The organism is Amycolatopsis sp. FDAARGOS 1241, assembly GCF_016889705.1.
Taxonomy (GTDB): domain Bacteria; phylum Actinomycetota; class Actinomycetes; order Mycobacteriales; family Pseudonocardiaceae; genus Amycolatopsis.
On record NZ_CP069526.1, the window covers coordinates 3,446,408 to 3,470,473 of the forward strand.

A 24,066-nucleotide genomic window follows, 5' to 3' on the forward strand; every position below is an offset into this window, starting at 1 on the left:
CTAGCGCTCGGGTCCGGCTCGCCGGGGCTGGATTAACCCTTTGCTTAAGGAGTAATGTCGAGGGTCCGGGGTTACCGAGAGTATTTGACCATGACACTGGGCCAGCTCAACGCGTTCGTCCTGGTGGCGAGACTGGGCTCGGTCACCGGCGCCGCGAAGGCGCTCGGTGTGAGCGAGCCCGCGGTGTCGCAGGCGCTGGCCGCGCTGCGCCAGCACCACGGCGACAAGCTGCTCATCAAGCGCTCCGGCGGCATGACGCTCACCGCGGGCGGCAGCCGCCTGCTGCCCATCGCGTCGCAGATGGTCGCGCTCGGCGCCGAGGCCGACGCCGCGGTGCGCCAGGCGAACGGCTACGCCGCACGGCTGCAGCTCGCCGTGACGAGCGAGATCGCGGAGTTCGTGGCGAACCCGCTGCTGGAGACGTTCACCCGAAGATCCGGCAACGCCATCGACGCGTCGTCCGGGCTCGCCCGCGTGGCCGAGCTGCCCGTGCTGATCGCCAACCGCCTCGCCGACGTCGCGCTCGGCCCCGACGTCACCGGTGAAGGCGGCCAGGACCTCGACTGCACGCCGATCTTCCGCGCGTCGCTCGTCGTGGTCGGCTCGCCGCACTGCCGTCACCAGGGCAGCCCGGCGCACTGGCCGTGGCTGCTCGACCCCTCCGGTGCCGACCCCGGCAGCGACACCGGCCGGCTGCTGGCGCGCCTCGGCGTGCCCGACGACGCGATTCAGGTCTTCCCGAACCAGACCGCCGCGTGGTCGGCCGCAGCCAGCGGGAGCGGCGTGTCGGTGGCGCTGGAGCACCTCGTGGCCCCGCAGCTGCGCCGGCACGAACTCGCGGTCGTCCCGACGCGCCACACGCCGATGTCGACGTGCTGGTACGTGACCACCCTGCCCACCGACCGCCGCACCGGCGCGGCCAATTCGCTGCGCCACTTCCTCACCACCCCGGCGGCGATGCACGTGATGCGCGCGCCGGGCAGCGGGGTGCCGCCGTCGAGGTTCAGGCCACCGGTGTACGTGACGATCTGGTCCTAGTGGGACAGTGCGATCCGGTGCGAAGACCCCGGGCGCACCGCAGATTCCTTTGCCGTGCCGTGGTTTTCAGCGTGTTCGGCGTCTTCGCGGATCGTTCAGCGGGAAAGCGGCTTGCCGGCGTTCCCCGTGACGAAGTGCCCGATGCTCATCCCGACCCCGACGCCCACCTCGGCCGCCCAGGCGAAGCCGAGGGCGGTCGTGAGGGCGATGCTCAGCGCGAGTCCTGGTTCTTCCTTGCGGGACAACGGTTTGACTCCGTCCTTCGGTCTTCGCGCGGTGCTGGTCCGGTCCTGTGCTGGTGCTGTCATGTCCTACCGTCCCCTCGAGTCAGCGGCGTCCACGCTAACAACATGAGCTGTGGTGGCCAGTGACTTCACCCGGACGTTGTAACGGGCGAGCATCATGGGCGGCAGCGACTCACCGAAGGAGTGACCACATGGGACTGAAGGACATCGTGGCTTCGACCACCGAGCTGTACACCGCCACCCGCGTCTACGGCGAGCCGGTTGAAAAGGACGGCATCGTTGTCATCCCGGCGGCCATGGTCACCGGCGGCGGTGGCGGCGGCCACGAGGAGGCGGACAAGGAGGGCCTCGGCTTCGGGCTCTTCGCGCGCCCCACGGGCGCCTTCGTCGTCCGCGGCTCCGAGGTGACCTGGGTGCCGGCCGTCGACATCACCGCGTGGGGCATCACGGCGGGCGCCGTCGTGATCTCGCTGGCGTGGATCCTCAGCCGCGCGGCCCGCCGGTCGCGGCCGGGCAGAAAGCGGTGACCGCCGGACGGGCCGGACCCGTCGCGGCGGTCCGGCCCGTCCTGGGTGGCGGGAGCGGTCAGTCGATGCGGAGCTCCGTCATGGGGCTCCAGCCCGCGCCCGGTGCGTCGAGGCTGACGATCTCGGGCGTGCGGGCGATGACGCCGGGCATCCACGCCATCGCCTTCGCGAAGTGCGCCGACGTCGCGTGCGCGCGGCCGGCGTCGGGGTCGGCGAACGCCTCGACCAGTACGAACTGGTGGGGCACGTCAACGCTGCGCGACCATTCGAAGAACAGGTTCCCCGGCTCGCGCCGGGTGGCGAGGGTGAACTCCTCGACGAGGCCGAGCCAGTCCTCGCTGCGCTCGGGCCGCACCGTGAACTTGACGACGATGAAGATCATGGTGTCCTCCGCAAAGCCGCAGTGCCCGAACGTGCCCGAAGGTGGCCGTACGTCCTGTGACCGGGCGTGGGCCGGGCGCCGCGACCACCCGTACCCACGACCAGCCGCGGCCCCCGGCGGGCGTCCCGCGCCGGGAACCGAGTCCGGGAACGCCGGGGCCGCGCGCCCCGGCTTGCCGATCGGCACTTGCCGTCCGGCTGCTCCGGCCGATCGCCGGTCAGATCGGCGTCCGGCCGGAACGGCCGCACCGGTTGCCGATCGCCACGACGTCCGGTGCTTCTGCCACGTTTCTTTCCCACAGCCCGGCAAAGTGTCGGACGATTGGCCACGTGCCCTTCCGCACCGGACCGCCGACTGCGGCAAGTGCCAGTCGACGTAGCCGAGTACCCCATCGGCCGGCCCATTGCCATTCGCGGCGGCAAGGTACCCGGGCGACTGAACGTTTGCCGGTCGAGGTCCAGAGCGCGGGCCGGCAGGAGCCACGCGAGGGGCACCTGCCGACCCGGCCACTCAGTAGATGTTCGACGGCCGCACCATCCCCTCGGCCAGATCGCCGAAGCCGGGGGCCACGATGGCGCCCGGGTTCTGGATGATCTCCTCCACCACGAGCGTCTCGGTCGTCAACAGCAGCGCCGCGATCGAGGCCGCGCTCTGGAGCGCCGAGCGGGTGACCTTCAGCGGGTCGATGACGCCCGCGTGGAACATGTCGCCGTACTCGCCGGTGAGGGCGTTGAAGCCGGAGCCGCGCGGGGCGGAGCTGACGCGCGAGAGCACCTCGTCGCCGTCGTAGCCCGCGTTGATCGCGATCCAGCGCAGGGGCTCGGCCAGCGCGCGCCGGACGATGTCCCGGCCGACGGCCGCGTCGCCGGTCAGCTCCAGCCCGTCGAGTTCCGCCCGGGCCTGCACGAGCGCCGTGCCGCCGCCCGCGACGATGCCCTCCTCGATGGCCGCCCGCGTCGCCGACAGCGAGTCCTCCACGCGGTGCTGCTTCTCGCGCAGCTCGACCTCCGTCGCGGCGCCCACGTGGATCACGGCCACACTGCCGGACAGCCGCGCGATCCGCGCCTGCAGGCTGTCCTGGTCGTGTTCGTTCTCCGCGCGCTCGAGCTCCCGCTTGATCTGCTCGATCCGCGCCGACACCGCAGTGTCGGCACCCGCGCCGCCGACGAGCGTGGTGCTGCCCTCCGTGATCGTGATGCGCCGGCAGCGGCCCAGCTGCTCCAGCCGCACCGCGTCGAGGCTCTGACCCGCGTCGCCGGTGATCACCTCGCCGCCGGTGAACACGCCGAGGTCCGACAGCTCGGCGATGCGCCGGTGCCCGAAGCCCGGCGCGCGCACCACGACCGACTTGAACGTGTTGTGCACGTTGTTCGCCACGAGCATGCCCAGCGCCGGCCCGTCGACGTTCTCCGCGATGATCACCAGCGGCTTCTGCGTCCTCGTCACCTGCTCCAGGAGCGGCATCAGCGTCTGCACCTTCGAGATCTTCTCGTTGGTCAGCAGCAGGTACGGGTCCTCGAATACCGTTTCCATCCGGTCCTTGTCCTGCGCCATGTACGGCGAGATGTAGCCGTTGTCGAACTCCACGCCGTCCACGAAGTTCACCTGCAGCCCGAACGCCGGCGACTCCTCGACGGTCACCACGCCCCCGAGCCCGACGCGCCCCATCGCCTCGGCGATGATGTCGCCGATCTCCGGGTCGTTGTTCGCCGACAGCGTCGCGACGTGCGCGAGGTCGCCCGCTTCCGTGACCTCGCGGGCGGTCGTCTGCAGCACCTCGACGACGCGCTGCACCGCCTTCTGGATGCCGTTCTTCAGCAGCTGCGGATTCGCGCCCTCGTCGACCGCGCGCAGGCCTTCGCGCACGATCGCCTGCGCCAGCACGGTCGCGGTGGTCGTGCCGTCACCCGCCACGCCGTTGGTCTTCATCGCCACTTCCTTCACCAGCTGCGCGCCCATGTTGGCGAACGGGTTGCGCAGCTGGATCTCCTTGGCGATGGTCACACCGTCGTTGGTGATCGTCGGGGCGCCCGTGAGCTTTTCGATCACGGCGTTGCGGCCTTTCGGGCCGAGCGTCACCTTCACCGCGTCGGCGAGCGCGTTCACGCCCGACTCCAGCAGCTGGCGCGCTTCGACGTTGAACCGCAGATCCTTGGCCATGTCTGTCCTTTCCGTACGGAGGTCGTGGTCGCGGCTGAACCTGCCGGCGGTCAGGGCACGAGGATCGCGCGGCCGCGGACGAGGCCGCGGTCCAGATCGTCGAGCGCCTTCTCGAAATCCGTCAGGGCGTACGTGCTGGTGTGCAGCGAGACCTTGCCCTGCGCCGCGAGCACCATGAGCTCGGCGAGATCGGTGTACGACCCGACGAGGTTGCCGACGAAGTTGATCTCGGTGGAGATGATGTCGATGGTCGGCACCGCCAGCGTCCCGCCGTAGCCGACCACGTAGTAGTTCCCGGCGCGCCGCAGCATCGCCACGCCGGCTTCGATCGCGCCGCCTTCGCCCACGAAGTCGACGACGGCTTGCGCGCCCTCGCCGCCCGTGAGCTCCAGCACCGCCTGGGCTTCCGTGCCGTCGGCCACCACGAGGTGGTCGGCGCCGAGCTCGCCCGCGAGCTCAAGCGCCTCGGGCGACCGGTCGACCACGATCAGCTCGGCCGGGCTGATCGCCTTGAGCACCTGGATGCCGATGTGGCCGAGCCCGCCCGCGCCGATCGACACCACGCGGTCACCGGGTCGTAGCTGCGCCGCCGCCTTGCGGGCCGCGTGGTAGGCCGTGAGCCCGGCGTCGGCGAGCGCCGCCACCGCGGCCGGTGCCAAAGTGGAATCGAGCTTCACCACGGCCCGGGCATTGGTGCGCAAGTATTCCGCATACCCACCGTCGCTGTCGATCCCCGGGAACGCCGACTGGACACAGTGGACGTCGTCGCCCGAACGGCACGCCCGGCACAGCCCGCACGTGGCGAGCGGGTGCAGGATCACCGGATCGCCGACCGACACCGACGTGACGCCAGCGCCGACTTCGGCGACCCAGCCCGCGTTCTCGTGCCCGAGCGTGTAGGGCAGCGTGACACCGGATTTCTCCGCCCACTGGCCCTCGATGATGTGCAGATCGGTGCGGCACACACCGGCGCCGCCGACCTTCACCACCACGTCGAGCGGCCCCTGGACGTGGGCGTCGGGGACGTCGACGAGCTCGGGGGTGCGGTCGTAGCGGCGCAGCTGCACCGCTTTCACGAGGGCACCTCTTCGGCCATCCGCGAGTAGCGGGTGTGCAGCAGCCCGCGGCACAGGCCCGCGTTGCCCTCGATGCTCACGCGCACGGCCTTGGCGAACCGCAGCCGGGCGGCGACGTTCTCCGCGGGGATCTCCGCACCGCTGTCCTCGAGCAGCAGCGGAGAGGCCGCGTCGATGGGCAGCCCCAGTTCGGCCCGCCGGCGCAGCAGGCTCTCGCGTTCGGGAGACTGCGGCACGTCGCCGAGCCGGCCCGCCGACAGCGCGTCGACCTGCCAGCCCTCGGCCACGAGCCTGCGCACCGCGCGCTCCAGGCACGCCAGGTGCGCCTTGCGGCGGAACGTGAGCCGCAGTTCGTCGAGCTCGCCGGTGGCCTGCGCGGGGAACGACCCGCTGAACCCGGACTCCGCCGCCACGCCCGCGTTGATCTCCTCGGCGGCGAAGTGGTCCTCCAGCACGATGTCGACCGTGTCGACGCTCGGCAGCGCCAGCACCGCGTCGTGCGCGTCGGCCACCATCAGGTAGGCGAAGTTGGGCGCGCAGAAGTACGTCGGCAGCCGCAGCCGCACCGACACGGCGTGGCCGCGGTCGTCGTGCAGGCGGACCTGGACACCGGCCACGAAGCCGAGGTCCGTGATCGGCTCGTCGAGCTCGGGGTCGACGACCGTGGCGAGCGCGCGCCACACCCGGCTGGCCAGAGTTTCGGCCGTGGCGGCGGTCATGCCGGAACCTTGGCGGCCGTCCCGGCGGTGACCTCGGCGGGCACCTCGATGTCGTAGAGCTCGGCGGCGTTGAGGCCGAGAATCTTCTTCTTCGCCTCGGTGGTCAGCGTGCCGTATTCGGCCTGCATGTCCTCGGGGATCTGGAAGTCCACGAACTTCTCGACGAGCCACTTCGGCTGCCAGATCGCGTAGTCGCTGGCGAAGGTGATGCGGCTCTCGTCGAGCCAGTACAGCAGCTCGCCGATGATCTGCGCGAAGTAGCGCGGGCGCGTGTGGATGAACGGCATCGCGACCGCGAGTCCACCGTAGACGTTCGGCTCCTGCGTCGCGATCCAGCAGAAGTCCTCCAGCCGCGGCAAGCCCACGTGCTCGATGATGAAGTTCAGGTTCGGGAACGCGCTGGCCGCATCGTCGACGTCGGCCACGTCGAACGCGTCACGGTTGAGCGGGTAAATTGTCGGTCCCTTGTGGACGTGGATGTTGCGGATCCCCAGCTGTTCGCACTTCTCGAGGTACCGGTAGGCCCACGGGTCCGAGAGCTTCCAGCCCTTCGACTCACCCTTCCACTCGGCCGTGTAGAGCTTCACGCCCTTGAGGTTCCACCGCTGCGCGAGTGCTTCGAGCTTGGCCAGGCCGGCCTCGCCGTCACGCGGGTCGAACGCCCCGTTGACGATGAACTTGCCGGGGTTGTTCTCCGCGACCGCGCCGTCCTGCTCGGTGGTGTTGAACCCGTTGACGTAGAAGTCGGTGAGGTAGGTCGGCTGGAAGATGGCCTTGTCCACGTAGCCCGCCGTGAACAAGTCCTCGAGCAGCGTTTGCTCGGAGTACTTCCCGAACTTCTCCAGCGACCACAGCCATTCGGCCGGGCTGAGGTTGCGGTGGTAGTCGTAGAAGCACTCGATGAAGCCCTTGCCGTACCGGTTGGCCTGGTTGGCGGGACTGCCGTCCCAGAAGTGCACGTGGCTGTCGACGATGAAGTAACTCTCGCCGTCCTTGCGATACATGGGGATCCTCTCGTCGGGAAGCCGGCCGGGGCAGGGGCCGGAACGGGGGAGCTCCCCGTTCCGGCCCGGCCCCCTCGGGCGCGAACCGGCTGTGATGCGCGGGCTACTCGACCGGTTCGAGATCGAAGTCGATGTACTCGGCCGCGTCTTCCGGGTTGGCGAAGAGGATGGTCTCGTCGTCGAGGTGGACCATGCGCCCGTAGTGGGTCGACATGATCTCCTCGAAGTCCGGCTGCCCGAACTCGAACCCGATCGCCTCGGAGATCTCGTCCCAGCCGAAGACGATGCGGTTCTTGCCGTCGACTCGGATCATGGACGGGTACTCCGCCACCGTGACACCCGGCTTGCCGCGCATGACCTCAGCCACGACGTAGCCGTTCTGGTTGTTCATCAGAGTGACACCGCACATGTTCGAGGCGGTGCGGTCGACGGTGTACTGCTTGCTCGCGGTCATGAAAGCAGCCCCTTCGGCTCATCGAGGGAGAGTTCGGACAACAGGGTGCGCAGGCCGGTGACCGACGCGTCCCAGGACTCGGCGAAGGACACGACCTTCTCCTGCGGCTGCGACCAGATCGGCTGCAGCGTGCGGGCGGCGGCCACGGACACAGGCACCCACTTCTCCAGCCACCCCGTGAGCACCTGCTTGTTGTGCGCGGAGTGGGCGGAATCGTTGGTGAGCAGGCTGAACAGGGCACGCGTGTACCCGCGGTCCCGCTCGTAGTCGTGCTCACCGGCCCCGACCAGCGTCGGCGTCACGTAGTCGCCGTTGCGGGCCGACACCTGCATCACCAGGTGGCTGCGGAACAGCACCCCGACGAGCGGCTCGAACACCACGTTGGCGGCGAACAGCGATTCGGCCCAGTCACCGATCGCGGTCAGGCGCTCCACGTTCTCGCGGACACCCTGCCACGCCGGGTCCTCGTGCCACACCGAACGATGCACCGAGCCGTCGAAGTCGATCTCCGACTCGGTCAGGTCGAGGTTGTACAGCGCCAGGTCCTGGGCGAAGCGCAGCTTGTGCGCGGTGTTCACGGCGATCGCGTTGTTGATCATGTTCGTCGGAGCGGACCGCTGCTCCGAGCAGAACACGTGCATGCCCAGGCCGTGCTCGGCGTGCATCCAGGCACCCAGGTGGCGCTCGACGAACTTGACCCAGCCCGGCGCCCAGTTGTGGTAGGCGCCGGCCTTCTTCGCGTTCTCGAGGTTGAGCTGGATCTGCCGGACGACGTTGGAGTTGTTCCGGTAGATCGTCTGTTCCCACTCCTCGTTCGGGTCGAGGAACTGGTGCCAGTCGGACGACTTGAGCTGCGTCCATTCCTTCGGGTAGCCGCCCGGACCGTTCGCGAAGCCGTAGATCCAGCCCTGCGAGAGGTGCCGTTCGGGGTCGGGCTGGACGTCGAAGGTCACGTCCTCGTACATCGTCGCGCGCAGCTTGCGCGGCTTGAAGTAGTTGTAGCTGCGGCTCTTCGAACTCGGGAAGTCCAGCAGCCCGGCTTCGGCGCCGGTGAATTCCGGCTTCGGGAAGCTCTGCTGGGGCTTTTCCGTACTGACCATGAGCACACCTCTCTGTGTGTGTGGTGGCCTGCTTCGGGTGGGATCGGTCGGGCGCGGTCAGTCCTGCGCGGCGGCCGTGATCGTGAACTTGTCGTAGAAGACCTGATCGCCGGGCACGCCCATGCTTTCCAGCAGGGGCAGGGCCGCGTCGATCATCGGCGGCGGGCCGCACAGGTACACGTCGCAGTCGGCGAGGTTGTCCTCCCGCCGCTCGAGCACCTGGGTCACCAGACCCGTTTCGCCTTCGCCGTCACCCGGCCAGCCCTCCGGAGCGGAGTCCGACAGGCACGGTACGAACCGGAACTTCGGCAGCTGCCGCGCGAGCTCCGCCATCTCTTCGAGGTGGAAGAGGTCCCGCTCGGTGCGGGCGCCGTAGTAGTACACGACCTCCCGCTCGTTGCCGCTGTCCGCCATCTGCTGCAGCAGCGACAGGATGGGGGACATCCCGGCCCCGCCGCCCACGAACACCAGCCGCCGATCGGAGCTGACCCGCAGCGTGAACGTGCCGTACGGCCCGGTCACCTCCAGCGGGTCGCCGGCGGAGAGGGATCCCTCGAGCAGCCCGGAGAACTTGCCACCGGGGTAGCGCTTGATGATGAACTCGAGGACCCCGTCGGCCACGGACGTGTTGGCCATCGAGAACGACCGGTGTTCCTCCGTGCCCGGGATCTTGATGTCCACGTACTGCCCGGGGTGGAACCTGATCCCGGCGTCGTCGTCCAGCTTGAGCCGGACGAGTGAGATGTCGTGGGTCAGGTCGGTGATCGACTCCACCGTGGTTCCCGCCGTGACGACCGGCAGGCCGGACCGGATCATGTCCTCGTCGTAGTTGGTCAGCTCGATCTCGAGGTCGGAGTACGCGTGCCCTCGGCAGAGCAGCACGAATCCTTCCTCGCTCTCGTAGTCGGCCAGCGCGAACGTGGAGTACCGGTCCATCTGCAGGTCACCCTCGAGCAAGAAGGACTTGCACGCCGAGCACTGCCCCTCCTTGCAGCCGTGCATGAGCATGACGCCCTGCCGGAAGGCCGCATCGAGGATCGTCTCGTCCTCGTCGGCCTCGATGTCGATGCCGACGGGTTCGAACCGGATGTTGTGCTTGTCGCCCATGGACGCCGCTCCTGGGGGATGGGGGCACCCGCCGGGGCACCCGGGATCGAACCCGGGAACCCCGGCGGGAGCCGTTTCGGGGTGCGGCCTCAGGCCACCGTGACGTTCGGGTTCGCCTTGTACGCGGCGATGTGCGCCTCGCGCTCGGCGTCCGACATCTTGTTGAGCGCGATGTTCGGGCTGCCGAAGGTGATCCCGCGGACGTCGTTGAGCGTCCACAGCTTCTTCGGGTCGTCGAGGTCGAGGTGCGGCTGCGGGATGAGGGTCTTCCCGTCGTCGCGGACGTAGCCGAGGTCGGAGATGATGTCGGCGAGGTCCATGCCGTCGTAGAGCGTCTCCCACTCGCGCTTACCCGTGAGCCGGCCCATGTTCGGGGTCTCGCGGCCCTCGTACTCGCCGCGGAACGCCGTGGTGTCGGTCCACGCGCAGGTCTCCGAGCAGTAGGTGCGCCACTGCCCGTCGACCTTCTCGGTCACCATGTCCTCGCGGATCAGGGCGGGGACCATGCAGGTCCAGCAGCGGTGCGGGTACTCGTAGCCCACGTTCTCGAACGCGATCGGCTTGTTCTTGCCGGGGTAGCGAAGGCGGTTGTACGCCTCCCACCACTTGCCGAACTGGTTGTACCAGCCCGGGTACTTCGACTCGAACCACTCGAAGTCGGCGTCGGTCATCGGGTCGATGCGCCAGTAGTTCACCGGCCACCCGGTGGCGAAGAACTGCGCCACGCGGTGCACGTAGTGCTTGTTGATGATCCGGTTCCACGCCTCTTCGACGAGGTCGTGGGGGATCTTCAGGCCGTACTTCTCGAGTGGGATGAGGTAGCTGCGGTAGTAGTCGTCGTAGATCCACCGCCGCCACATCTCGGCGTAGCTGTCGCGGTCCTTGCGGCGGTCCTTCGTGCCGTACTCGATGAAGGTGCCGATGGCCGCGTCGACCACGCAGTGGTTGTTCCACCAGGCGTAGCGCAGGTCGCGCTCGAGCAGCTGCCGGTTGTCCTCGTCCGCCAGTGCCATCAGCAGGATGGAGTAGCCGTTGCTGATGTGGCGGGATTCGTCGGACTGCACGGAGTGGAACACCGTCGGCAGCAGGTAGTCGCCGTTGGCCGCCGCCTCCGACGGCATCGCGACGAACAGGGTGTTCGTGAACGCGGTCTCGGCCACCACCGTGAGGTAGATGTTGGCCGCGGTGATCGCGTCACCGGTGATGAAGCCCTCGCCGAACTGCCGGCCGATGGTACCGGCGTAGTTGTTCGAGAACGCCTTCTCGGTGATGTCGAACCCGGCGGGGTCGATGTAGTGGTTCATGTAGAGGCGCTTGAGGTTCATCTGGATCGTCGAGTGCCGGACCTCGTCGATCATCTGCACCGCGAGGCCGTTGTGCACCTCGGGGTTCGGCACCGCGTCGATGGCCATCGGCATCGCGCGGGCCGCGGAGATCTCCGGGAACGGGATGATGGACAGGAACAGCTTCTGCCACTCCATCCAGCGTTCCTGGACCTGGCGGAACATGTTGCCGCGGATGGCGCCGTCCATGGCGCCGAACACGCGGTTGTCCTTTTCCTCCTCCATCGGGAAGTAGGACCGGAGGATCTGCTTCAGCGGGTCCTTCTTGGGAGCCTTGTCGAACTTGTAGTCGGTCCCGAAGCGCTTCGCGGGGGTCGCGAAGGTCGGTTCCCACGACAGTTCCGTGATCTTCTTGTGGGCCTTGCTCAGACTTTGTCGACTCACGCCGTGTACCTCCACCTGATCGGTCGTCGGCAGTTCCTGGCTCGGCTCGGTTCGCGCTACTCGCGGGTGGTGATCCGGGGCCGGGCCGCCTGCTCGCCGGGCTCCGGATGCAGCTCGCACGTCGCCGTCCGGACGGAGGAGATGACACCCTGCGCACCCTGTGACGGTGGTCTCAATTTGAGACAGGCAGTGGTCAGCGGTGCCGTTATGGTGACCGGTACACGACGTCGTGTGCCGGCCGGGGCGCACGGCGCCCTACTGCCGGGAGGTGAGGCTTTGACCGACGCAGGCGCCTCCATTTCGTCGCCGGACGAGCTGGCGACGGCCAGGGAGCGGTTCCTGACCACCGAAGAGGTCGACGCGGCGAGCGTCCGCAAGACGATCCTCGCGTCGTGGTGGCGGTCGCGAACGCACCAGGTGGCGGCAGACCACGTCAGAACGCCGTACGTCGCGGACCCGAACCTCGAGACCCCGCTGCTGCAGAGCGCCGGCGCGGTGCTCGACGCGCTCGAGGACAAGCTCAGCGACCTCGCGGTGAGCGTGATCCTCACCGACGACCAGGCGCTCGTGCTGGACCGGCGGACGGAGGACCGGCCGCTGGAACGCTACCTCGACGGGGTGCAGCTCGCCCCCGGGTTCAGCTACGCCGAGGAGTTCGTCGGCACGAACGGCATCGGCACGGCACTCGAAGGGCGGCAGGCGACCGCGGTGTTCGGGCACGAGCACTACGCCGAGAACCTGGACACGCTCGCGTGCGCCGGTGTGCCGATCCGCCACCCGGTCTCCGGGCAGGTCCTGGGCCTGCTCGACCTCACGTGCTGGCGCAAGGACGCCGGCCCGCTGCTGCTGGCGCTGGCGAAGGCGACCGCGCACGACATCGAGACCGAGCTGATGAACCAGGTCGGCCTGCGGGAGCTGAGCCTGTTCTCGGCGTACCTGCGCGCGTGCCGGCGCGGGCAGGGCATCGTGCTCGCGGTCAACAACGACCTCGTGATGCTCAACGACCACGCCCGCCAGCTGCTGGTGCCCGAGGACCAGGCCGCGCTGCTGGCCAGGGCGGTCGAGGCGCTGAGTTCGCAGTCGGACCGGTCCCTGTCGATGGACCTGCCGAGCGGCGCCCGCGCGCGCCTGTCGTACACGCCGGTCTCCAGCGACGTCGGACCGGCCGGCGGCGTCGTGCGCGCCCGGCTGCTGCGCGAACCCGAGGTCGTCGCCGCGCGGGTGGACACGCGCCAGCCGGTGCTGCCCGGCATCGTCGGCACCGGGGCGCTGTGGGCGCGGGCGTGCCACTCCGTCGGGCGGTTCGCGCGCGACCGGAAGTGGACCGTGCTCGAGGGCGAACCCGGCAGCGGCAAGCTCGCCGTCGCGCGGGCCGCGCACTCGGGTGCCACGGCGAGCGCGCCGTGCGAGGTCGTGGAGCTGGCGGGCACCGGCCCGGGGGAGTGGGAGAGCTCGGTGCGGCGGGCGCTGCGCGAAGGCCCGGGCACGGTCGTGTTCCGGCACCTGGACAAGCTCTCGCGCGAGCAACAGCGCGAGCTGGCCGCAGTGCTCGACGAAGCCCGGCTGGACGCGCGCGTGTGGGGTGTCGCGACCGTGGCCGTGGGCGAGCAGGACGGCCTCGACGCCGACCTGATGCGCCACTTCCCGACGTCGGTCACAGTGCCGCCGCTGCGCCACCACATCGAGGACGTGCGGGCGCTCGTGCCGTTCCTGCTCGCGCAGCTCGGCAAGGGCCCGCTGCTGCACTGTTCGCCGGCCGCGCTGCAGCTGCTGCTGCGCGCGGAGTGGCCGGGCAACATCGCCGAGCTGCGGCAGGTGCTGCGCAAGGTCGTGCACAGGCGCCGCGCCGGCGTGATCGAGCCGGAGGACCTGCCGCCCGAGTGCCGGACGGTCGTGAAGCGCGTGCTGAACCCGTTGGAGTCTCTGGAGCGCGACGCGATCGTGCGCAGCCTGCTGGACGCCGACGGCAACAAGTCCCGCGCCGCCCACTCCCTCGGGATGTCCCGGGCGACGATCTACCGCAAGATCCGGGACTACGGCATCGACATCCCGTCGTGATCGGCTCGAGGAGTCCCCGGGAGGACGGCGCATGATCGACCTGGAGCACGACCACGGCGTCGCGGTGATCCGGATGCACGACAACGGCGCTTTCGAACGGCATTGCGGGGCCTTGGTTCCCGAGGCGCTGGACCGGATCACCGCCGCGCTGGCCTACATCGGCGGCTCCCACGCGGTCGTCCTGACCGGCGGTGAGGACGTGTTCGCCCGCGGCTTCGCGGGCGGCGCCGCCGACCGGCTCGAACGGGCCGTGCTCGCCATCGCCGGCCACCCGGCCCCCGTGGTCGCCGCGCTCGGCGGCGATGCACTGGGCGCCGGCTACGCCCTCGCGGCCGCCGCGGACCTGCGCGTCATGTCCGGCGGGCGCCTCGGCCTGGGCATGCCAGCTCGGGTGTCCGCCCCGGTCGAGGGTGTGCTGCGCCGGCACGCCGGCCCGGCCTGGCCCGCGCTGCAGCGGGGCACCCGGACCTACACCCCCGAAGCCGCGCTGGTCGCGGGGCTGGTCGAAACGTGTTGCGCGCCAAGGGATCTGCTGCGCGTGGCGGTGGCGAGAGCGGCGCTGCTCGCCGGGGGAGCGAAGCAGTTCTGCTGACGGCGGCCGGATGTCGCGCGGCCGCCGCGTGGTCACCGGCCGGCGCTCAGCCGAACTCCTTGCGGATCTGCGGCAGCACCTCGGTGCCCAGCAGTTCGATCGCCTTCATCACCTTCGCGTGGGGCACGCCGGACCAGTCCATCTGCATGGCGTAGCGCTTGGCGCCCGTGAGCTTGCCGACGGAGATCAGGCGGTCGGCGATCTCGCCGGGGCTGCCGACGAACAGGGCGCGGGCGCCGGCGGTGTACTGGTCGTACTCGGCGCGCGTCGGCACGGCCCAGCCGCGGGAGCGGGCGCCCCACTTCATCGTTTCGAGCCAGTAGGGGAAGAAGGTTTCCTTGGCGTCCTGGGAGTTCTCGGCGACGAAACCGATGGCGCCCATGGTCACCTCGAGGTCGTCGGCGGTGTGGTCGCCGGCCTCGCCCGCGCGGCGGTAGAGGTCCACGAGCGGTGCGAAGCGCTCCGGCTCGCCACCGATCACTGCGTAGACGACCGGCAGGCCGAGCAGGCCGGCGCGGATCGAGGACTCCGGGTTGCCGCCCGTGCCGACGGAGACGCGCAGCCGCCGTCCGTAGGGACGGGGGTAGATGTGCGCGTTGTCCAGCGGCGGGCGGAAGCGGCCCGACCAGGTGATCGGGTCCTCGCGGTCGATGCGCAGCAGCAGCGCGAGCTTCTCCTCGAACAGCTCGTCGTAGTCGCCGAGGTCCGCGCCGAAGAGCGGGAACGACTCGGTGAACGAGCCGCGCCCGGCGAGCAGTTCCGCGCGGCCGGCCGACAGCTGGTCGAGCGTGGTGAACTGCTGGTACAGGCGCACCGGGTCCTCGGTTGAGAGCACGGTGACGGCGCTGGCGAGCGTGATGTGCTCGGTGACGCTCGCGGCCGCGGCCAGCACGGTCGCGGGGTTGGAGATCGCGTATTGCTGCAGGTGGTGTTCGCCGAGCCCGTAGAACCCGAGGCCGAGCTCGTCGGCGAGCTTGATGCGCTCCACCGTTTCGGCGAGCCGCTGCGCGACCGACACCTGTACACCGGTCAGCGGGTCGGCCGGGCGGTCGCCGAAGCTGTAGATACCGAGTTCCATGTCCACTTCCCTCGCGAGGTCCTGGGAGCCGAACCTAACCAACGTTTTGCTGATGCGTCAACATTCCGGCCCGGTAGTGTCGGCGATCACGGACTCAACCTTCCGGCCCGCTCGCCCGTTGACCACCCTGGGCCGGATGGACGGGAGTGTTGATGCAGGCGAAGAGCTACCCGGCCGGACTGCTGGCGGTGGCCGCGGCGGCGGTGGTGACGGCGTGTTCGGCGCCCCGCGCGCCCACCCCGAAACCGCTGGCGGAGGCTTCGAGTCTCGCCCCGGCCGCGGTCACCCCCTCGTCGACCACCCCGCCGCCACCACCGCCGCCACCACCGCCGCCGCCTTGCGCGGTGCGGACCGGCGCCTGCGTGAGCCTGTCGCTGCGGCTGGCGTGGCTGCTGAAGGACGGCGTCGTCGTGCGCCGCCCGGTCGCGATGGAACCGGGGGACGCGAGCCAGCCGACACCCGTGGGCACCTTCGAGGTCGCGTGGAAGGACAAGGTCCATACCAGCAGCGAGTACGGCGACCCGATGCCCAACTCCGTGTTCTTCGCGGCCGGCGGCATCGCGTTCCACGCCGGGCCACTGGACAAGCCCTCACACGGCTGCATCCACCTGACCGACGCGGATTCGGAAGCGTTCTTCACCGGCCTGCCCGTGGGTGCGGCCGTCGAGGTCAAGGCCTGATCAGTCCACTGTGGAACGCGGCGCCGACTCAGCGGCGATGCGGCAGCTCCGGCGAATCAGTGTTCAGCGGCACAGACGGCCCGCGCACCAGTCCCAATTGGACGGTCGGCCGCTTGCTCACGGTGGCGAGCGCCCAGCCGATGGCGGTGCGCAACCGGTTGCCCGGCATCGCCAGCAGGTGGTAGCCGCGGGTCACGACCTTCGCGGGAAACCCCGACAGCGGCAGGTGCAGCGGGTTCGCGGCCGCGTGCCCGGCGCCGAGGTCGACCACGAACCCGAGGTCGTGGTGGCGGTAGGTGCCGGCCTGGCCGTAACCCAGTGAAGCGGCGACGTTCTGGCCGGCGAGCTTGCCCTGGCGTTCGGCGTGCTGCGCGGTCATCGCCGTGTACTCGCCGGGCCGGGTCAGGTCGGGCACCGCCGCTGCGTCGCCGCACGCGAACACCTCCGGGTACCCAGGTACGCCGAGCTCGGTGGTCACCACGATCCGGTCCTTGGCCGTGGGGAGGCCGAGGTCGGCCACGAGCGGGTCGGGCCGCACCCCGACGCACCACACGAGCGTGCGGGTCGACACCCGGTCGCCCGACGTGAGCGTGACCCCGTCCGGGGTCGCCTCCTTCACCGACGTCTTCATCAGCACTTCGACGCCGCGTTCGCGCAGCACGGTGTCGGCGGTCTTGGCCAGGTGCTTCGACAGCTCGGGCAGCACGCGGTCGGCGATGTCGAGCAGCAGCCACCGCACCGGCTGTCCCTTCAGCTCGGGGTGGCGTTCGGCGAGGGCGTCGGTGAACGCCGGCCCCTGCGCGGCCACTTCCGTGCCGGTGTACCCGGCGCCTACCACCACGAACGTGCAGCGCGCGGCGCGCTCCTGCGGGTCGGTCGCCGCGGCCGCGAGCTCGATCTGGCGCGTGATGTGGTCGCGCAGGTACAGCGCTTCGGGCACGCCGCGGAACCCGTGCGCGTTCTCGGCCACCCCTGGGATCGGCAGCAGCCGGTTGACGCTGCCGGCCGCCAGCACGAGGCGGTCGTAGGACAGGTGGCGAGTGTGGTCCTCGGGGTCGGTGTAGGTGACCGTGCGCGCGCCGAAGTCCACACCGGACACCGTGCCGAGCGCGAGCCGCACGCCGGGCAGCGTGGCGGGAATGGAGATCGTGATACTGCGCGGGTCGAGGAGCCCGGCCGAGACCTCCGGCAGGAGCGGCAGGTAGAGGAAGTAGTCGGTGGGGTTGACCACGACGACTTCGATGTCGTCGCCTGCGGTCTTCAACAGTCGTTTCGCCGCGTTGTACCCGGCGAACCCGCCACCCACGATCACGACGCGCATCAGGCCATCCTTCCGGTTTCCGGACGTCGGCGGACCCGCGGCGGTTACCCGGGCGCAGCCACCCGCAACCGGATCGCCCCGCCCGGGTCCGCCCGGGTCCGAACGCGCCCGGCCCGCTCGGGTGCGTTTCCGATCGGACCGGGCGCGGTGGTCGACGGGGCGCTCAGTCCTGCGGCTGCGAGATGTTGACCATCCAGCCGATCCCGAACTTGTCCACGCACATGCCGAACTCGTCGCCCCACATTTGCTTTTCGAGGGGGACGGCGACGGTGCCCCCGTCGGCGAGCTTGGCCCAGTACTCGCGCAGCCGGTCGCCGTCGTCGCCGCTGAGGCTGATCGAGATGTTGGTGCCGGGGTTGTGGTCCATGCCCGGCGGGGTGTCGGCCGCCATCAGCGTGAAGCCGTTGTCGGTCTGCAATTGTGCGTGCATGATCTTGTCGGCCTCCGGGGCGTCCGGCATGCCGGACTCACCGAAGGTGCTCAAGGTGAGCTCCCCGCCGAACACGTCCCGGTAGAACTGCATGGCCTGCCGGGCGTCGTCGCGGAAGCTGATGTAGGGATTGAGGATCGAAGCCACCGGACACTCCTTCGTCATGGACGGGAAGTGAATCCTCGCAGATGACGAGGGGCCCGACAACGGGCCGCGGCGCGGGTCGCTCTCGTGGGTGAGATCGCGGATTTCCTGTAACGCTCGACGGTTAGACGACGGTCGAAAACTCTTGTGGTGAAAAGCTTTCGACTCCGGCTCACGGGTCGCCGGTCAGTTTTCCGCGGAGCTGTTCGAGGGTCTGCGACAGCAGGCGCGACACGTGCATCTGGGAAATGCCGACGCGGTCGGCGATCTGCGTTTGCGTGAGCCCGCCGAAGAAGCGCATCACGAGGATCGCGCGTTCGCGTTTCGGGAGTTCGCGCAACAGCGGCTGGAGGGCTTCGTGGTTTTCGATGTGCTCGAGTTCCGAATCCTCTTCGCCGAGGGTGTCCGCGAGCGAAAGGGGCTCCGCGTCGTCGTGGACCGGCTTGTCGACCGACAGCGTCTGGTACGCGTTGCCGGCGATGAGGCCTTCGTGCACTTCGGACACGTCGAGGCCGAGGTGCTCGGCCAGCTCGGTCGGCGTGGGAGAACGGCCGAGGGTCTGCGACAGCGCGCTCGAACCGTGGCTGAGGGCGAGGTGCAGCTCCTTCAGGCGCCGCGGCACGCGGACGGACCAGCCGGTGTCGCGGAAGTGGCGGCGGATCTCGCCCATGATCGTGGGGACGGCGAAGGACAGGAAGTCCGGGCCGCGTTCCGGGGTGAAGCGGTCGATGGCGTTGATCAGCCCGATGCGGGCCACCTGCACCAGGTCCTCCCGGGGCTCGCCGCGCCCGGTGAAGCGCGTGGCGATGTGCTCGGCGACGGGGAGGAACTCCGTCACGAGCTGTTCGCGCAGACGCGCTCGACGGGGGTCGTCCGCGTCGAGGCCGACGAGCTCCTCGAACAGAGGAGCCGTGTGGGCGTACTCGTCGCGGCGCCGGGTCATCGGCTGCTGGTTCACCTGGTCGTCTCCGGACCGAGCGAGAGCTGGATGGTCAGGGTGTTGCCGGCGCCGGGCGCGGGGATGCTCGTCGCCGACACGGCGGCGGCGAGGGTGGTGAGCACGTGCCAGCCGAAGCTGCGCTCGCTGGGCAGCCGGGCGTGGCGGACGTCGGTCGCCACCGTGATCTCGATGCAGTCGGGCGCGACGCGGAACCGGCAGGTCATCGTCGAGCCGAGGTCGGCGAGCTCCACGAGCTGCGCGCACGCCTCGTCCACGGCCATCTTCGCGTCGGCGATCGAGTCGAGGCCGTAGTCGGCGCGGGCGGCGACAGCCTGCGCCAGCATTCGCACCAGCGGGATCTGCCCGGTTTCCGCGGGCAGGCGCAGCTCGATCACCTCGTCGAGCAGCTTGTCGACCGCAGGCATCCCGTGGCTCGGCGAGCTGCCGGCTCCATCGTTGTCCATGTTCCCCACATACCCGCTGGGGCGGGCTTCGACACCTCGGGTTCACGGCTCGCGTGAGCAGTGCCACCGCCTGCCGGACAGGTGATCCGATGCAGTAATGTCGGTCGAGGACCCGTTAAAGCGCTAGCGGCCATCGGTGGCGCGCGCCCGGGTCTCGCCTGGTCAGCTGCGCCCTTCGCGTACCAACAGAAGGGGCTTGGGGAACATGACCGGCGGCCGGGAACGGCTATCCGCGCGGCTTGACGAAGTCACCGTGGCGATGGAGTCGCTGACCGCGATGCTGGACCACCAGGAGCTCGACCTCGGTCAGATGCTGCAGGCGGTCTGCGAGCACGTCGTCGAGGTGGTGGCCGGGGCCGACATGGCCAGCATCACCTTGGTCCGCGACGGCGTCGCCGAGACGGTCGCCAGCACCGACCAGCGGGCGGTGAACTTCGACCGCGAGCAATACCGCGTCGGCGACGGCCCGTGCCTGCGCGCGGCCGAGACCGGCGCACCGGTGCGCGTCGGGGTCGGCGCCGTGGGCGACCAGTGGCCGCAGTTCGTGTCGGCCGCCGAAGAACTCGGTGTGGCGAGCTTCCTCGCGGCGCCGCTGACCGTCGACGGCGACATGACGGGCGCGATGAACTTGTTCGGCTTCGGCGAACACGGGTTCAGCGACCTCGAGGTGAAGATCCTCGAGCTCTACACCGCGACCGTCGTCTTCGGCCTGCGCAGCGCGCGCCGCTACTTTGACGCGAAGGAGCTGGTGGCGCAGCTCAACCGGGCGCTCGAGACTCGAGCCGTGATCGACCAGGCCAAGGGCATCCTGATGGCCGCCCACCGCATCACGGCCGAAGAAGCTTTTCAACGGCTCGTGAAGCGTTCTCAGGACGGAAACCGCAAGCTCTACGACGTCGCAGCCGAGTTCGTGGCCGCCGTGTCCAGTTTTACCTGACCCGCCTGCGCGCACACGCGTGCTCACGCGCGACACTGGGTATGTCCCCACGGGGACTCCAGTTCGGAAGCAGGTGAACCACAATGGTGCAGGTGCGAGTCCAGGGGCTGGCCGTCGTCGCGCAGGAGGTGGCCCCGGTGGTGCTGCTGCGCGAGGAGACGGGACTTCGCCGCTGGCTGGCGATCACCATCGGCGCGCCCGAGGCGCAGGAGCTGGCGGCGGCGCAGGAGCAGGTCGTGTCGGCCCGGCCGGGCACGGTGGAGCTGATCCTCGAAGTGCTGTCCGCGTTCGGGCAGCACGTCGAGAGAGTCGAGGTCACGGAGCTGCGCGACAGCATCTTCCACGCCGACCTCGTGCTCTCCGACGGCGTGCGCGTGTCGGCGCGGCCCAGCGACGCGATCGCCGTGGGCCTGCGCGCCCACGCGCCCATCGAGGTCGCCGAGGACGTGCTCGCCGAGGCCGCCGTCGACGTGACAGTGGCGGGCGGCGACGACCCGGCCGAGGCGCTGGGCGGCGATCCGGCCGAGAGCAGCGAGGACCAGATCCGGCAGTTCCGTGACCTGCTCGACGAGGTCAGCCCGGACGACTTCCGCGACCCCGGGCCCGCCTGAGCGGGAATACCGATCGCCGCTCGTGATGTTGAACGGGCTGGTCGGTGCGCTTCGTGTCCCCCGGGCTCACCCCTTGCCCTCGCGGAGTTCCGTCCGGCTGGAGCCGCGTCGCGCGATCTGCCGAGAGGCGAACACAGCGCGTCGGCCGACGAGACGATGGCCCCCGACCTGGCTCCGGTCGGGGGCCATCCTCATGTGTGGGGTAGCGGGTCGCTTCGGTGCCCGGTCTACCGGTGCTCAGTCACGCAGCTCGGGCGGCTCCCCGTCGACGCCGAGGTCGGTCTCCGCGTCGAAGGCGGTGTGCTCGTGCCCGGCCACCGGCTGGGCGACGTCGGTTCCGAGGTCGAAGCCCGCGTGCTCGGCGGCTTCGGCGAGCCCGGCCCGCTCGTCGGGCTGGTGTCGGTGGTGGTGGCGCTCGATCATCCCGACATCTTGGGCAGTGCCCTACCGGCCGGGCAACCAACGGAGGGTGAACGGCTCAGGCGGGTTTGTGCGCAGGGCGCGTGGCCGCTCAGGTGTGCAGCCGCCGCTGCCCGGGGACGTCGACGCCGGTGAGGCCGGCGGCGCAGCCCGGGCGTTCGCAGCCGAGCGGCAGGAGGTCCAGCAGCCGGCGGACCGGGTGGGAGTCGCCGGGGTCGACGTAGAAGTCGGTGTCCAGGAGTTCGGCCAGCAGCTGCATGCGGCGCAGCACCTTCAGGCCCGCGACGGCGAGGAACGTGGTGCGGCCGAGGTCGACGATGACGACGCCGACCGTGCTGCGGATGCGGGACTCCACGACCTCGGCCAGGTGGGGTGCGGTGCACAGGTCCACTTCGCCGACCACCTCCACCACTGATGCGCCTGGCACGGGACGGTGGACGTGCAGGCGGAGCAGTCCCTTGGGATCGACGCGGTCGGTCGGCTGAAGTGGTGTTCTCGTGTGGCGTAGGGCGCTCATCGCGGCCCGCCTCTCGTCGGTCGCACCCCGCCCAGGGGAGTGGTGGAGAGGGGCCGAAGTCTGGGACCCAGCCGATCGGCACCGGCCCTCCCGGCGAGCGGGTGTCATGGCGGCTGGTGGCTCAACCGATGTCCCCACAGTAGTGCACGTGCACTAGAGCCGCCAGCCGTCGGCCGGGTTGTTATCGCCGGATTTGCTTCGAAGCCGCGATGTAGGTGTTGGAATCGCCGAGGAACGAGAGCACCACGCCGATCACCGCGGCGAGCCCGGAGAGGTAGCTCAGCCAGGTGCCGCCGCTGCCCGCGACGAGCGACAGCACCTGCAGGACCGTGAGCACGGTCAGCACGATCCGGGCCCAGTTGCGCCCGCCTCGCAGCTTCACGGCGAAGAGCACGTAGAGCAGCGCGATGATGATCGCGATGACGACGGCGACACCGAGTGCGATGTTGGCGGCCTGGGTGAGCTGCTCCTCGCTCAGCCCGCTGTTGGCGCGGCGGGCGGCATCGATCAGCTCGTCCTTCTGCCCGAACAGCAGCAACGCGCCGACGATGCCGATCACGGTGGAGACGATGAACGCCCAGAACGCGCCGGTGACGGTGGCGGGCACCTCGGGGCGCGGTGGTTCGGAGTAGGGCGGTTGGGGCTGGCCGGCTCCGTCGGGAAACCGCGGCAGATCGCTCATGAGGGGACATTAGGCCCACTGCCGCCGTCCCGCACCCCGACGCGGCCGGGATCAGGGAGAGGGAACGTTTTCCGTGGCCGCCTCGAGCGTCGGGTGGATCTCCAGCACCGAGTCGAGGTGCAGCAGGGTGATCGGGCGCAGCAGGCCGCGCTGCTGGGTCACGATCCGGAACACGACTCCGGCCTCACCCGCGCGGTTGCGGATGTCGATCAGCGCCGAGAGTCCGCTGGAGTCGCAGAACGGCACCTCGGACAGGTCGGCCACGAGCACCTTCGGCCGCGCCTCGAGTTCGGTGGCGAGCTGGTCGCGCAGCGCGTCCGACACGGCCGTATCGATCTCGCCGGCAGCGGTGACGATGGTCGTTCCCGAACCGCTCATCGCGGTGATGTCCAGCGAAGGCAGGCGCCGCAGGCGAGGTGTTCTGAGGTCGTCGGTCAAGGCGGGTCCCTCCCGGCTCACGGGCGCCGCCGGACGTCCGCCGACAGCAGGCCCTGCGTCGGGCGCTGGGGCCGGACGCGGTCTGGTGACGGCTGGGTGCTCAACCGGTCTTGCCTTGAACCTAACAGGCGGTCGCGGGCCGGGCAGAGCGAGCCGTCACCGGCGGCCGGGCGTCCACCACGGCCGGCGACAGCTCCAGCGGGTCGAAGTTGATCAGCGACTCCGGCCACCACGTCATGCCCGCTTCGGTGAGCGCGGTGAGATCGACGTTCGGGGGCTGGTCCCACGCCGCGCTCGCGTTGTCCGCCACTGCGACGTCGAACGGCCGGTCCGCCGGCTGCACCGCGGCGACCAGCGGCGCGAGGTCCTCCGGCGCAGGGGGGCGGCCCAGCGAGGGGGACGACGCCGTCTGCGGCGGCGGCGCGGGCGAGGACCCGCGGGTGCTCGGCGGACAGCGCCGTCCCAGATCGGGATGGGGCGCGGCTCGGGCGCGCTCCCGTCGAGGTCGGCGCGGAAGTGCGCCCCCCGGCGACGCACGGGTTCGCCCGTCCAGATCGCGCGGACGCGACCGAGTGCTTCGTCGAATCTGGCCGACCGCTCGGCGAGGGGCTCGCCGCGCCGGCTGAAGTCACCGGATTCGTCGGAGCCGAGGCCGGTACCGACGACGAGCCGCCCGCCGGAGAGCCGGCTGACGGTCGAGGCCTGCCGGGCCAGGACCCACGGCCGGCGCCGTGCCGGGGGAGTGACCATCGGGCCGAGCCGGATCGTGCGCGTCGCCTGCGCGATCGCACCGAGGGCCGTCCACGGGGCGGCGATCGGCGGGACGCCGGCCGCGACGTGGTCCCACAGGAACACCCCGTCCCGGCCGGCGGCCTGGGCGCGCCCGGCGAGGTCCACCAGCACGGCGGGGTCGCCGAACGGTCCGAACGGGGGCAAGTACAGGCCGTGGCGCACGGTGCTCACCGGGTCTCCTCACCCTCGCGGGACGGGCTGCGCCACGATAACGAGCACCGGCTCGGCAGGCTGGATTGCCTTGCCGCGCAACAGGATCCCCGCACCCGAGGTACCGCTGAGCGGCACTCGGCCGGGACAAACCGCCTGAACCGCGGGGAAACGGCGGCCGGGATCTTGTCACCGGCCGCGTGGTTTGGTTGTGTCGAGCCGGATCCCGGCGGCGGCCGCCAACGCAGCAGGGGTCGCCACGGTGCCGTCCCC

At 70.1% G+C, this 24,066-nt stretch carries 27 protein-coding genes; 7 read left to right on the top strand and 20 right to left on the bottom strand.

The genetic code is table 11. The annotated features are described in order from the left end of the window. Positions 1-90 precede the first annotated feature (90 nt). Positions 91-1,038 (top strand): LysR family transcriptional regulator, encoded by a 948-nt coding sequence (locus tag I6J71_RS16920; RefSeq protein ID WP_204095576.1) that lies wholly within the window; start codon positions 91-93, stop codon positions 1,036-1,038. Between the two features lie 95 nt (positions 1,039-1,133). Here the strand turns inward: I6J71_RS16920 and I6J71_RS16925 are convergent, their stop codons facing one another. Continuing rightward, the gene (locus tag I6J71_RS16925; RefSeq protein ID WP_204095577.1) at positions 1,134-1,346 is read right to left on the bottom strand and encodes a hypothetical protein; all 213 of its coding nucleotides are present in this window, start codon (positions 1,344-1,346) and stop codon (positions 1,134-1,136) included. Positions 1,347-1,474: 128 nt separating this feature from the next. Here I6J71_RS16925 and I6J71_RS16930 point away from each other — a divergent pair, with 128 nt between their 5' ends. Continuing rightward, complete coding sequence (locus tag I6J71_RS16930) at positions 1,475-1,810, top strand: hypothetical protein (RefSeq protein ID WP_204095578.1); 336 nt, start codon at positions 1,475-1,477, stop codon at positions 1,808-1,810. Positions 1,811-1,868: 58 nt separating this feature from the next. Here the strand turns inward: I6J71_RS16930 and I6J71_RS16935 are convergent, their stop codons facing one another. From I6J71_RS16935 to I6J71_RS16975, 9 genes are all read right to left on the bottom strand, one after another. Further along, complete coding sequence (locus I6J71_RS16935) at positions 1,869-2,192, bottom strand: putative quinol monooxygenase (RefSeq protein WP_204095579.1); 324 nt, start codon at positions 2,190-2,192, stop codon at positions 1,869-1,871. 510 nt (positions 2,193-2,702) lie between these two features. Next, complete coding sequence (gene groL, locus I6J71_RS16940) at positions 2,703-4,352, bottom strand: chaperonin GroEL (protein WP_204095580.1); 1,650 nt, start codon at positions 4,350-4,352, stop codon at positions 2,703-2,705. A gap of 50 nt (positions 4,353-4,402) precedes the next feature. Beyond that, positions 4,403-5,428, bottom strand: coding sequence for an NAD(P)-dependent alcohol dehydrogenase (locus I6J71_RS16945; RefSeq protein ID WP_204095581.1), 1,026 nt, complete (start codon positions 5,426-5,428; stop codon positions 4,403-4,405). Then, entirely contained in the window at positions 5,425-6,147 is a 723-nt protein-coding gene (locus I6J71_RS16950; RefSeq protein ID WP_204095582.1) for an iron-sulfur cluster assembly protein, read from the bottom strand. Before I6J71_RS16950 ends, I6J71_RS16945 begins: the two co-directional genes overlap by 4 nt. Beyond that, positions 6,144-7,151: an amidohydrolase family protein gene (locus I6J71_RS16955; protein ID WP_204095583.1), complete on the bottom strand. Its 1,008-nt coding sequence runs from the start codon at positions 7,149-7,151 to the stop codon at positions 6,144-6,146. The genes I6J71_RS16950 and I6J71_RS16955 overlap by 4 nt, the downstream gene beginning before the upstream one ends. A 103-nt stretch (positions 7,152-7,254) precedes the next feature. After that, a complete protein-coding gene (gene mimD, locus I6J71_RS16960) occupies positions 7,255-7,605 on the bottom strand; it encodes a propane 2-monooxygenase effector subunit MimD (RefSeq protein WP_204095584.1) in 351 nt (116 codons plus the stop codon). Continuing rightward, complete coding sequence (locus tag I6J71_RS16965) at positions 7,602-8,705, bottom strand: aromatic/alkene monooxygenase hydroxylase subunit beta (RefSeq protein WP_204095585.1); 1,104 nt, start codon at positions 8,703-8,705, stop codon at positions 7,602-7,604. Before I6J71_RS16965 ends, mimD begins: the two co-directional genes overlap by 4 nt. Before the next feature lie 57 nt (positions 8,706-8,762). Beyond that, a complete protein-coding gene (locus tag I6J71_RS16970) occupies positions 8,763-9,812 on the bottom strand; it encodes an FAD-binding oxidoreductase (protein WP_204095586.1) in 1,050 nt (349 codons plus the stop codon). Positions 9,813-9,901: 89 nt separating this feature from the next. After that, entirely contained in the window at positions 9,902-11,539 is a 1,638-nt protein-coding gene (locus tag I6J71_RS16975; protein ID WP_204095587.1) for an aromatic/alkene/methane monooxygenase hydroxylase/oxygenase subunit alpha, read from the bottom strand. A gap of 276 nt (positions 11,540-11,815) precedes the next feature. On the opposite strand from I6J71_RS16975, the gene I6J71_RS16980 reads away from it, so the two are divergent. Both I6J71_RS16980 and I6J71_RS16985 read left to right on the top strand, forming a co-directional pair. Beyond that, a complete protein-coding gene (locus I6J71_RS16980; protein ID WP_239154935.1) occupies positions 11,816-13,597 on the top strand; it encodes a sigma-54-dependent Fis family transcriptional regulator in 1,782 nt (593 codons plus the stop codon). A 31-nt stretch (positions 13,598-13,628) separates the two neighbouring features. Then, on the top strand, positions 13,629-14,189 hold the full coding sequence (locus I6J71_RS16985; protein WP_204095589.1) for an enoyl-CoA hydratase-related protein: 561 nt from the start codon (positions 13,629-13,631) through the stop codon (positions 14,187-14,189). Positions 14,190-14,235: 46 nt separating this feature from the next. Here I6J71_RS16985 and I6J71_RS16990 read toward each other — a convergent pair whose 3' ends face one another. Next, positions 14,236-15,267, bottom strand: coding sequence for an LLM class flavin-dependent oxidoreductase (locus tag I6J71_RS16990; RefSeq protein WP_204095590.1), 1,032 nt, complete (start codon positions 15,265-15,267; stop codon positions 14,236-14,238). Positions 15,268-15,419: 152 nt separating this feature from the next. Here I6J71_RS16990 and I6J71_RS16995 point away from each other — a divergent pair, with 152 nt between their 5' ends. Continuing rightward, on the top strand, positions 15,420-15,947 hold the full coding sequence (locus I6J71_RS16995) for a L,D-transpeptidase (RefSeq protein WP_204095591.1): 528 nt from the start codon (positions 15,420-15,422) through the stop codon (positions 15,945-15,947). A gap of 28 nt (positions 15,948-15,975) precedes the next feature. On the opposite strand, the gene I6J71_RS17000 is transcribed toward I6J71_RS16995, so the two are convergent. The 4 genes from I6J71_RS17000 to I6J71_RS17015 form a co-directional block, all read right to left on the bottom strand. Further along, positions 15,976-17,268: an NAD(P)/FAD-dependent oxidoreductase gene (locus I6J71_RS17000; protein ID WP_204095592.1), complete on the bottom strand. Its 1,293-nt coding sequence runs from the start codon at positions 17,266-17,268 to the stop codon at positions 15,976-15,978. A gap of 163 nt (positions 17,269-17,431) precedes the next feature. Continuing rightward, positions 17,432-17,845: a VOC family protein gene (locus I6J71_RS17005; protein WP_204095593.1), complete on the bottom strand. Its 414-nt coding sequence runs from the start codon at positions 17,843-17,845 to the stop codon at positions 17,432-17,434. A gap of 169 nt (positions 17,846-18,014) precedes the next feature. Then, positions 18,015-18,785: a SigB/SigF/SigG family RNA polymerase sigma factor gene (locus tag I6J71_RS17010; protein ID WP_204097101.1), complete on the bottom strand. Its 771-nt coding sequence runs from the start codon at positions 18,783-18,785 to the stop codon at positions 18,015-18,017. Between the two features lie 11 nt (positions 18,786-18,796). After that, on the bottom strand, positions 18,797-19,246 hold the full coding sequence (locus I6J71_RS17015; protein WP_204095594.1) for an ATP-binding protein: 450 nt from the start codon (positions 19,244-19,246) through the stop codon (positions 18,797-18,799). A 205-nt stretch (positions 19,247-19,451) separates the two neighbouring features. On the opposite strand from I6J71_RS17015, the gene I6J71_RS17020 reads away from it, so the two are divergent. Both I6J71_RS17020 and I6J71_RS17025 read left to right on the top strand, forming a co-directional pair. Continuing rightward, positions 19,452-20,183 (top strand): ANTAR domain-containing response regulator, encoded by a 732-nt coding sequence (locus I6J71_RS17020; protein ID WP_204095595.1) that lies wholly within the window; start codon positions 19,452-19,454, stop codon positions 20,181-20,183. Positions 20,184-20,266: 83 nt separating this feature from the next. Continuing rightward, positions 20,267-20,794 (top strand): bifunctional nuclease family protein, encoded by a 528-nt coding sequence (locus I6J71_RS17025; RefSeq protein WP_204095596.1) that lies wholly within the window; start codon positions 20,267-20,269, stop codon positions 20,792-20,794. 237 nt (positions 20,795-21,031) lie between these two features. Here the strand turns inward: I6J71_RS17025 and I6J71_RS17030 are convergent, their stop codons facing one another. The 5 genes from I6J71_RS17030 to I6J71_RS17050 form a co-directional block, all read right to left on the bottom strand. Further along, positions 21,032-21,217 (bottom strand): hypothetical protein, encoded by a 186-nt coding sequence (locus tag I6J71_RS17030; protein WP_204095597.1) that lies wholly within the window; start codon positions 21,215-21,217, stop codon positions 21,032-21,034. A gap of 88 nt (positions 21,218-21,305) precedes the next feature. Beyond that, the gene (locus I6J71_RS17035; protein WP_239154937.1) at positions 21,306-21,731 is read right to left on the bottom strand and encodes an STAS domain-containing protein; all 426 of its coding nucleotides are present in this window, start codon (positions 21,729-21,731) and stop codon (positions 21,306-21,308) included. 181 nt (positions 21,732-21,912) lie between these two features. Further along, the gene (locus I6J71_RS17040) at positions 21,913-22,413 is read right to left on the bottom strand and encodes a hypothetical protein (RefSeq protein WP_204095598.1); all 501 of its coding nucleotides are present in this window, start codon (positions 22,411-22,413) and stop codon (positions 21,913-21,915) included. A 51-nt stretch (positions 22,414-22,464) separates the two neighbouring features. Next, complete coding sequence (locus I6J71_RS17045) at positions 22,465-22,851, bottom strand: STAS domain-containing protein (RefSeq protein WP_239154939.1); 387 nt, start codon at positions 22,849-22,851, stop codon at positions 22,465-22,467. Between the two features lie 234 nt (positions 22,852-23,085). Then, entirely contained in the window at positions 23,086-23,814 is a 729-nt protein-coding gene (locus I6J71_RS17050) for an LLM class flavin-dependent oxidoreductase (protein WP_239154941.1), read from the bottom strand. Positions 23,815-24,066: the final 252 nt, after the last annotated feature.

Bases quoted from the DNA above. Each gene is read 5' to 3' on its own strand.
- I6J71_RS16920 (WP_204095576.1), top strand. From the start codon at position 91: ATGACACTGGGCCAGCTCAACGCGTTCGTCCTGGTGGCGAGACTGGGC.
- I6J71_RS16925 (WP_204095577.1), bottom strand. From the start codon at position 1,346: ATGACAGCACCAGCACAGGACCGGACCAGCACCGCGCGAAGACCGAAG.
- I6J71_RS16930 (WP_204095578.1), top strand. From the start codon at position 1,475: ATGGGACTGAAGGACATCGTGGCTTCGACCACCGAGCTGTACACCGCC.
- I6J71_RS16935 (WP_204095579.1), bottom strand. From the start codon at position 2,192: ATGATCTTCATCGTCGTCAAGTTCACGGTGCGGCCCGAGCGCAGCGAG.
- groL (WP_204095580.1), bottom strand. From the start codon at position 4,352: ATGGCCAAGGATCTGCGGTTCAACGTCGAAGCGCGCCAGCTGCTGGAG.
- I6J71_RS16950 (WP_204095582.1), bottom strand. From the start codon at position 6,147: ATGACCGCCGCCACGGCCGAAACTCTGGCCAGCCGGGTGTGGCGCGCG.
- I6J71_RS16955 (WP_204095583.1), bottom strand. From the start codon at position 7,151: ATGTATCGCAAGGACGGCGAGAGTTACTTCATCGTCGACAGCCACGTG.
- mimD (WP_204095584.1), bottom strand. From the start codon at position 7,605: ATGACCGCGAGCAAGCAGTACACCGTCGACCGCACCGCCTCGAACATG.
- I6J71_RS16965 (WP_204095585.1), bottom strand. From the start codon at position 8,705: ATGGTCAGTACGGAAAAGCCCCAGCAGAGCTTCCCGAAGCCGGAATTC.
- I6J71_RS16970 (WP_204095586.1), bottom strand. From the start codon at position 9,812: ATGGGCGACAAGCACAACATCCGGTTCGAACCCGTCGGCATCGACATC.
- I6J71_RS16985 (WP_204095589.1), top strand. From the start codon at position 13,629: ATGATCGACCTGGAGCACGACCACGGCGTCGCGGTGATCCGGATGCAC.
- I6J71_RS16990 (WP_204095590.1), bottom strand. From the start codon at position 15,267: ATGGAACTCGGTATCTACAGCTTCGGCGACCGCCCGGCCGACCCGCTG.
- I6J71_RS16995 (WP_204095591.1), top strand. From the start codon at position 15,420: ATGCAGGCGAAGAGCTACCCGGCCGGACTGCTGGCGGTGGCCGCGGCG.
- I6J71_RS17000 (WP_204095592.1), bottom strand. From the start codon at position 17,268: ATGCGCGTCGTGATCGTGGGTGGCGGGTTCGCCGGGTACAACGCGGCG.
- I6J71_RS17010 (WP_204097101.1), bottom strand. From the start codon at position 18,785: ATGACCCGGCGCCGCGACGAGTACGCCCACACGGCTCCTCTGTTCGAG.
- I6J71_RS17015 (WP_204095594.1), bottom strand. From the start codon at position 19,246: ATGGACAACGATGGAGCCGGCAGCTCGCCGAGCCACGGGATGCCTGCG.
- I6J71_RS17020 (WP_204095595.1), top strand. From the start codon at position 19,452: ATGACCGGCGGCCGGGAACGGCTATCCGCGCGGCTTGACGAAGTCACC.
- I6J71_RS17025 (WP_204095596.1), top strand. From the start codon at position 20,267: ATGGTGCAGGTGCGAGTCCAGGGGCTGGCCGTCGTCGCGCAGGAGGTG.
- I6J71_RS17030 (WP_204095597.1), bottom strand. From the start codon at position 21,217: ATGATCGAGCGCCACCACCACCGACACCAGCCCGACGAGCGGGCCGGG.
- I6J71_RS17035 (WP_239154937.1), bottom strand. From the start codon at position 21,731: ATGAGCGCCCTACGCCACACGAGAACACCACTTCAGCCGACCGACCGC.
- I6J71_RS17040 (WP_204095598.1), bottom strand. From the start codon at position 22,413: ATGAGCGATCTGCCGCGGTTTCCCGACGGAGCCGGCCAGCCCCAACCG.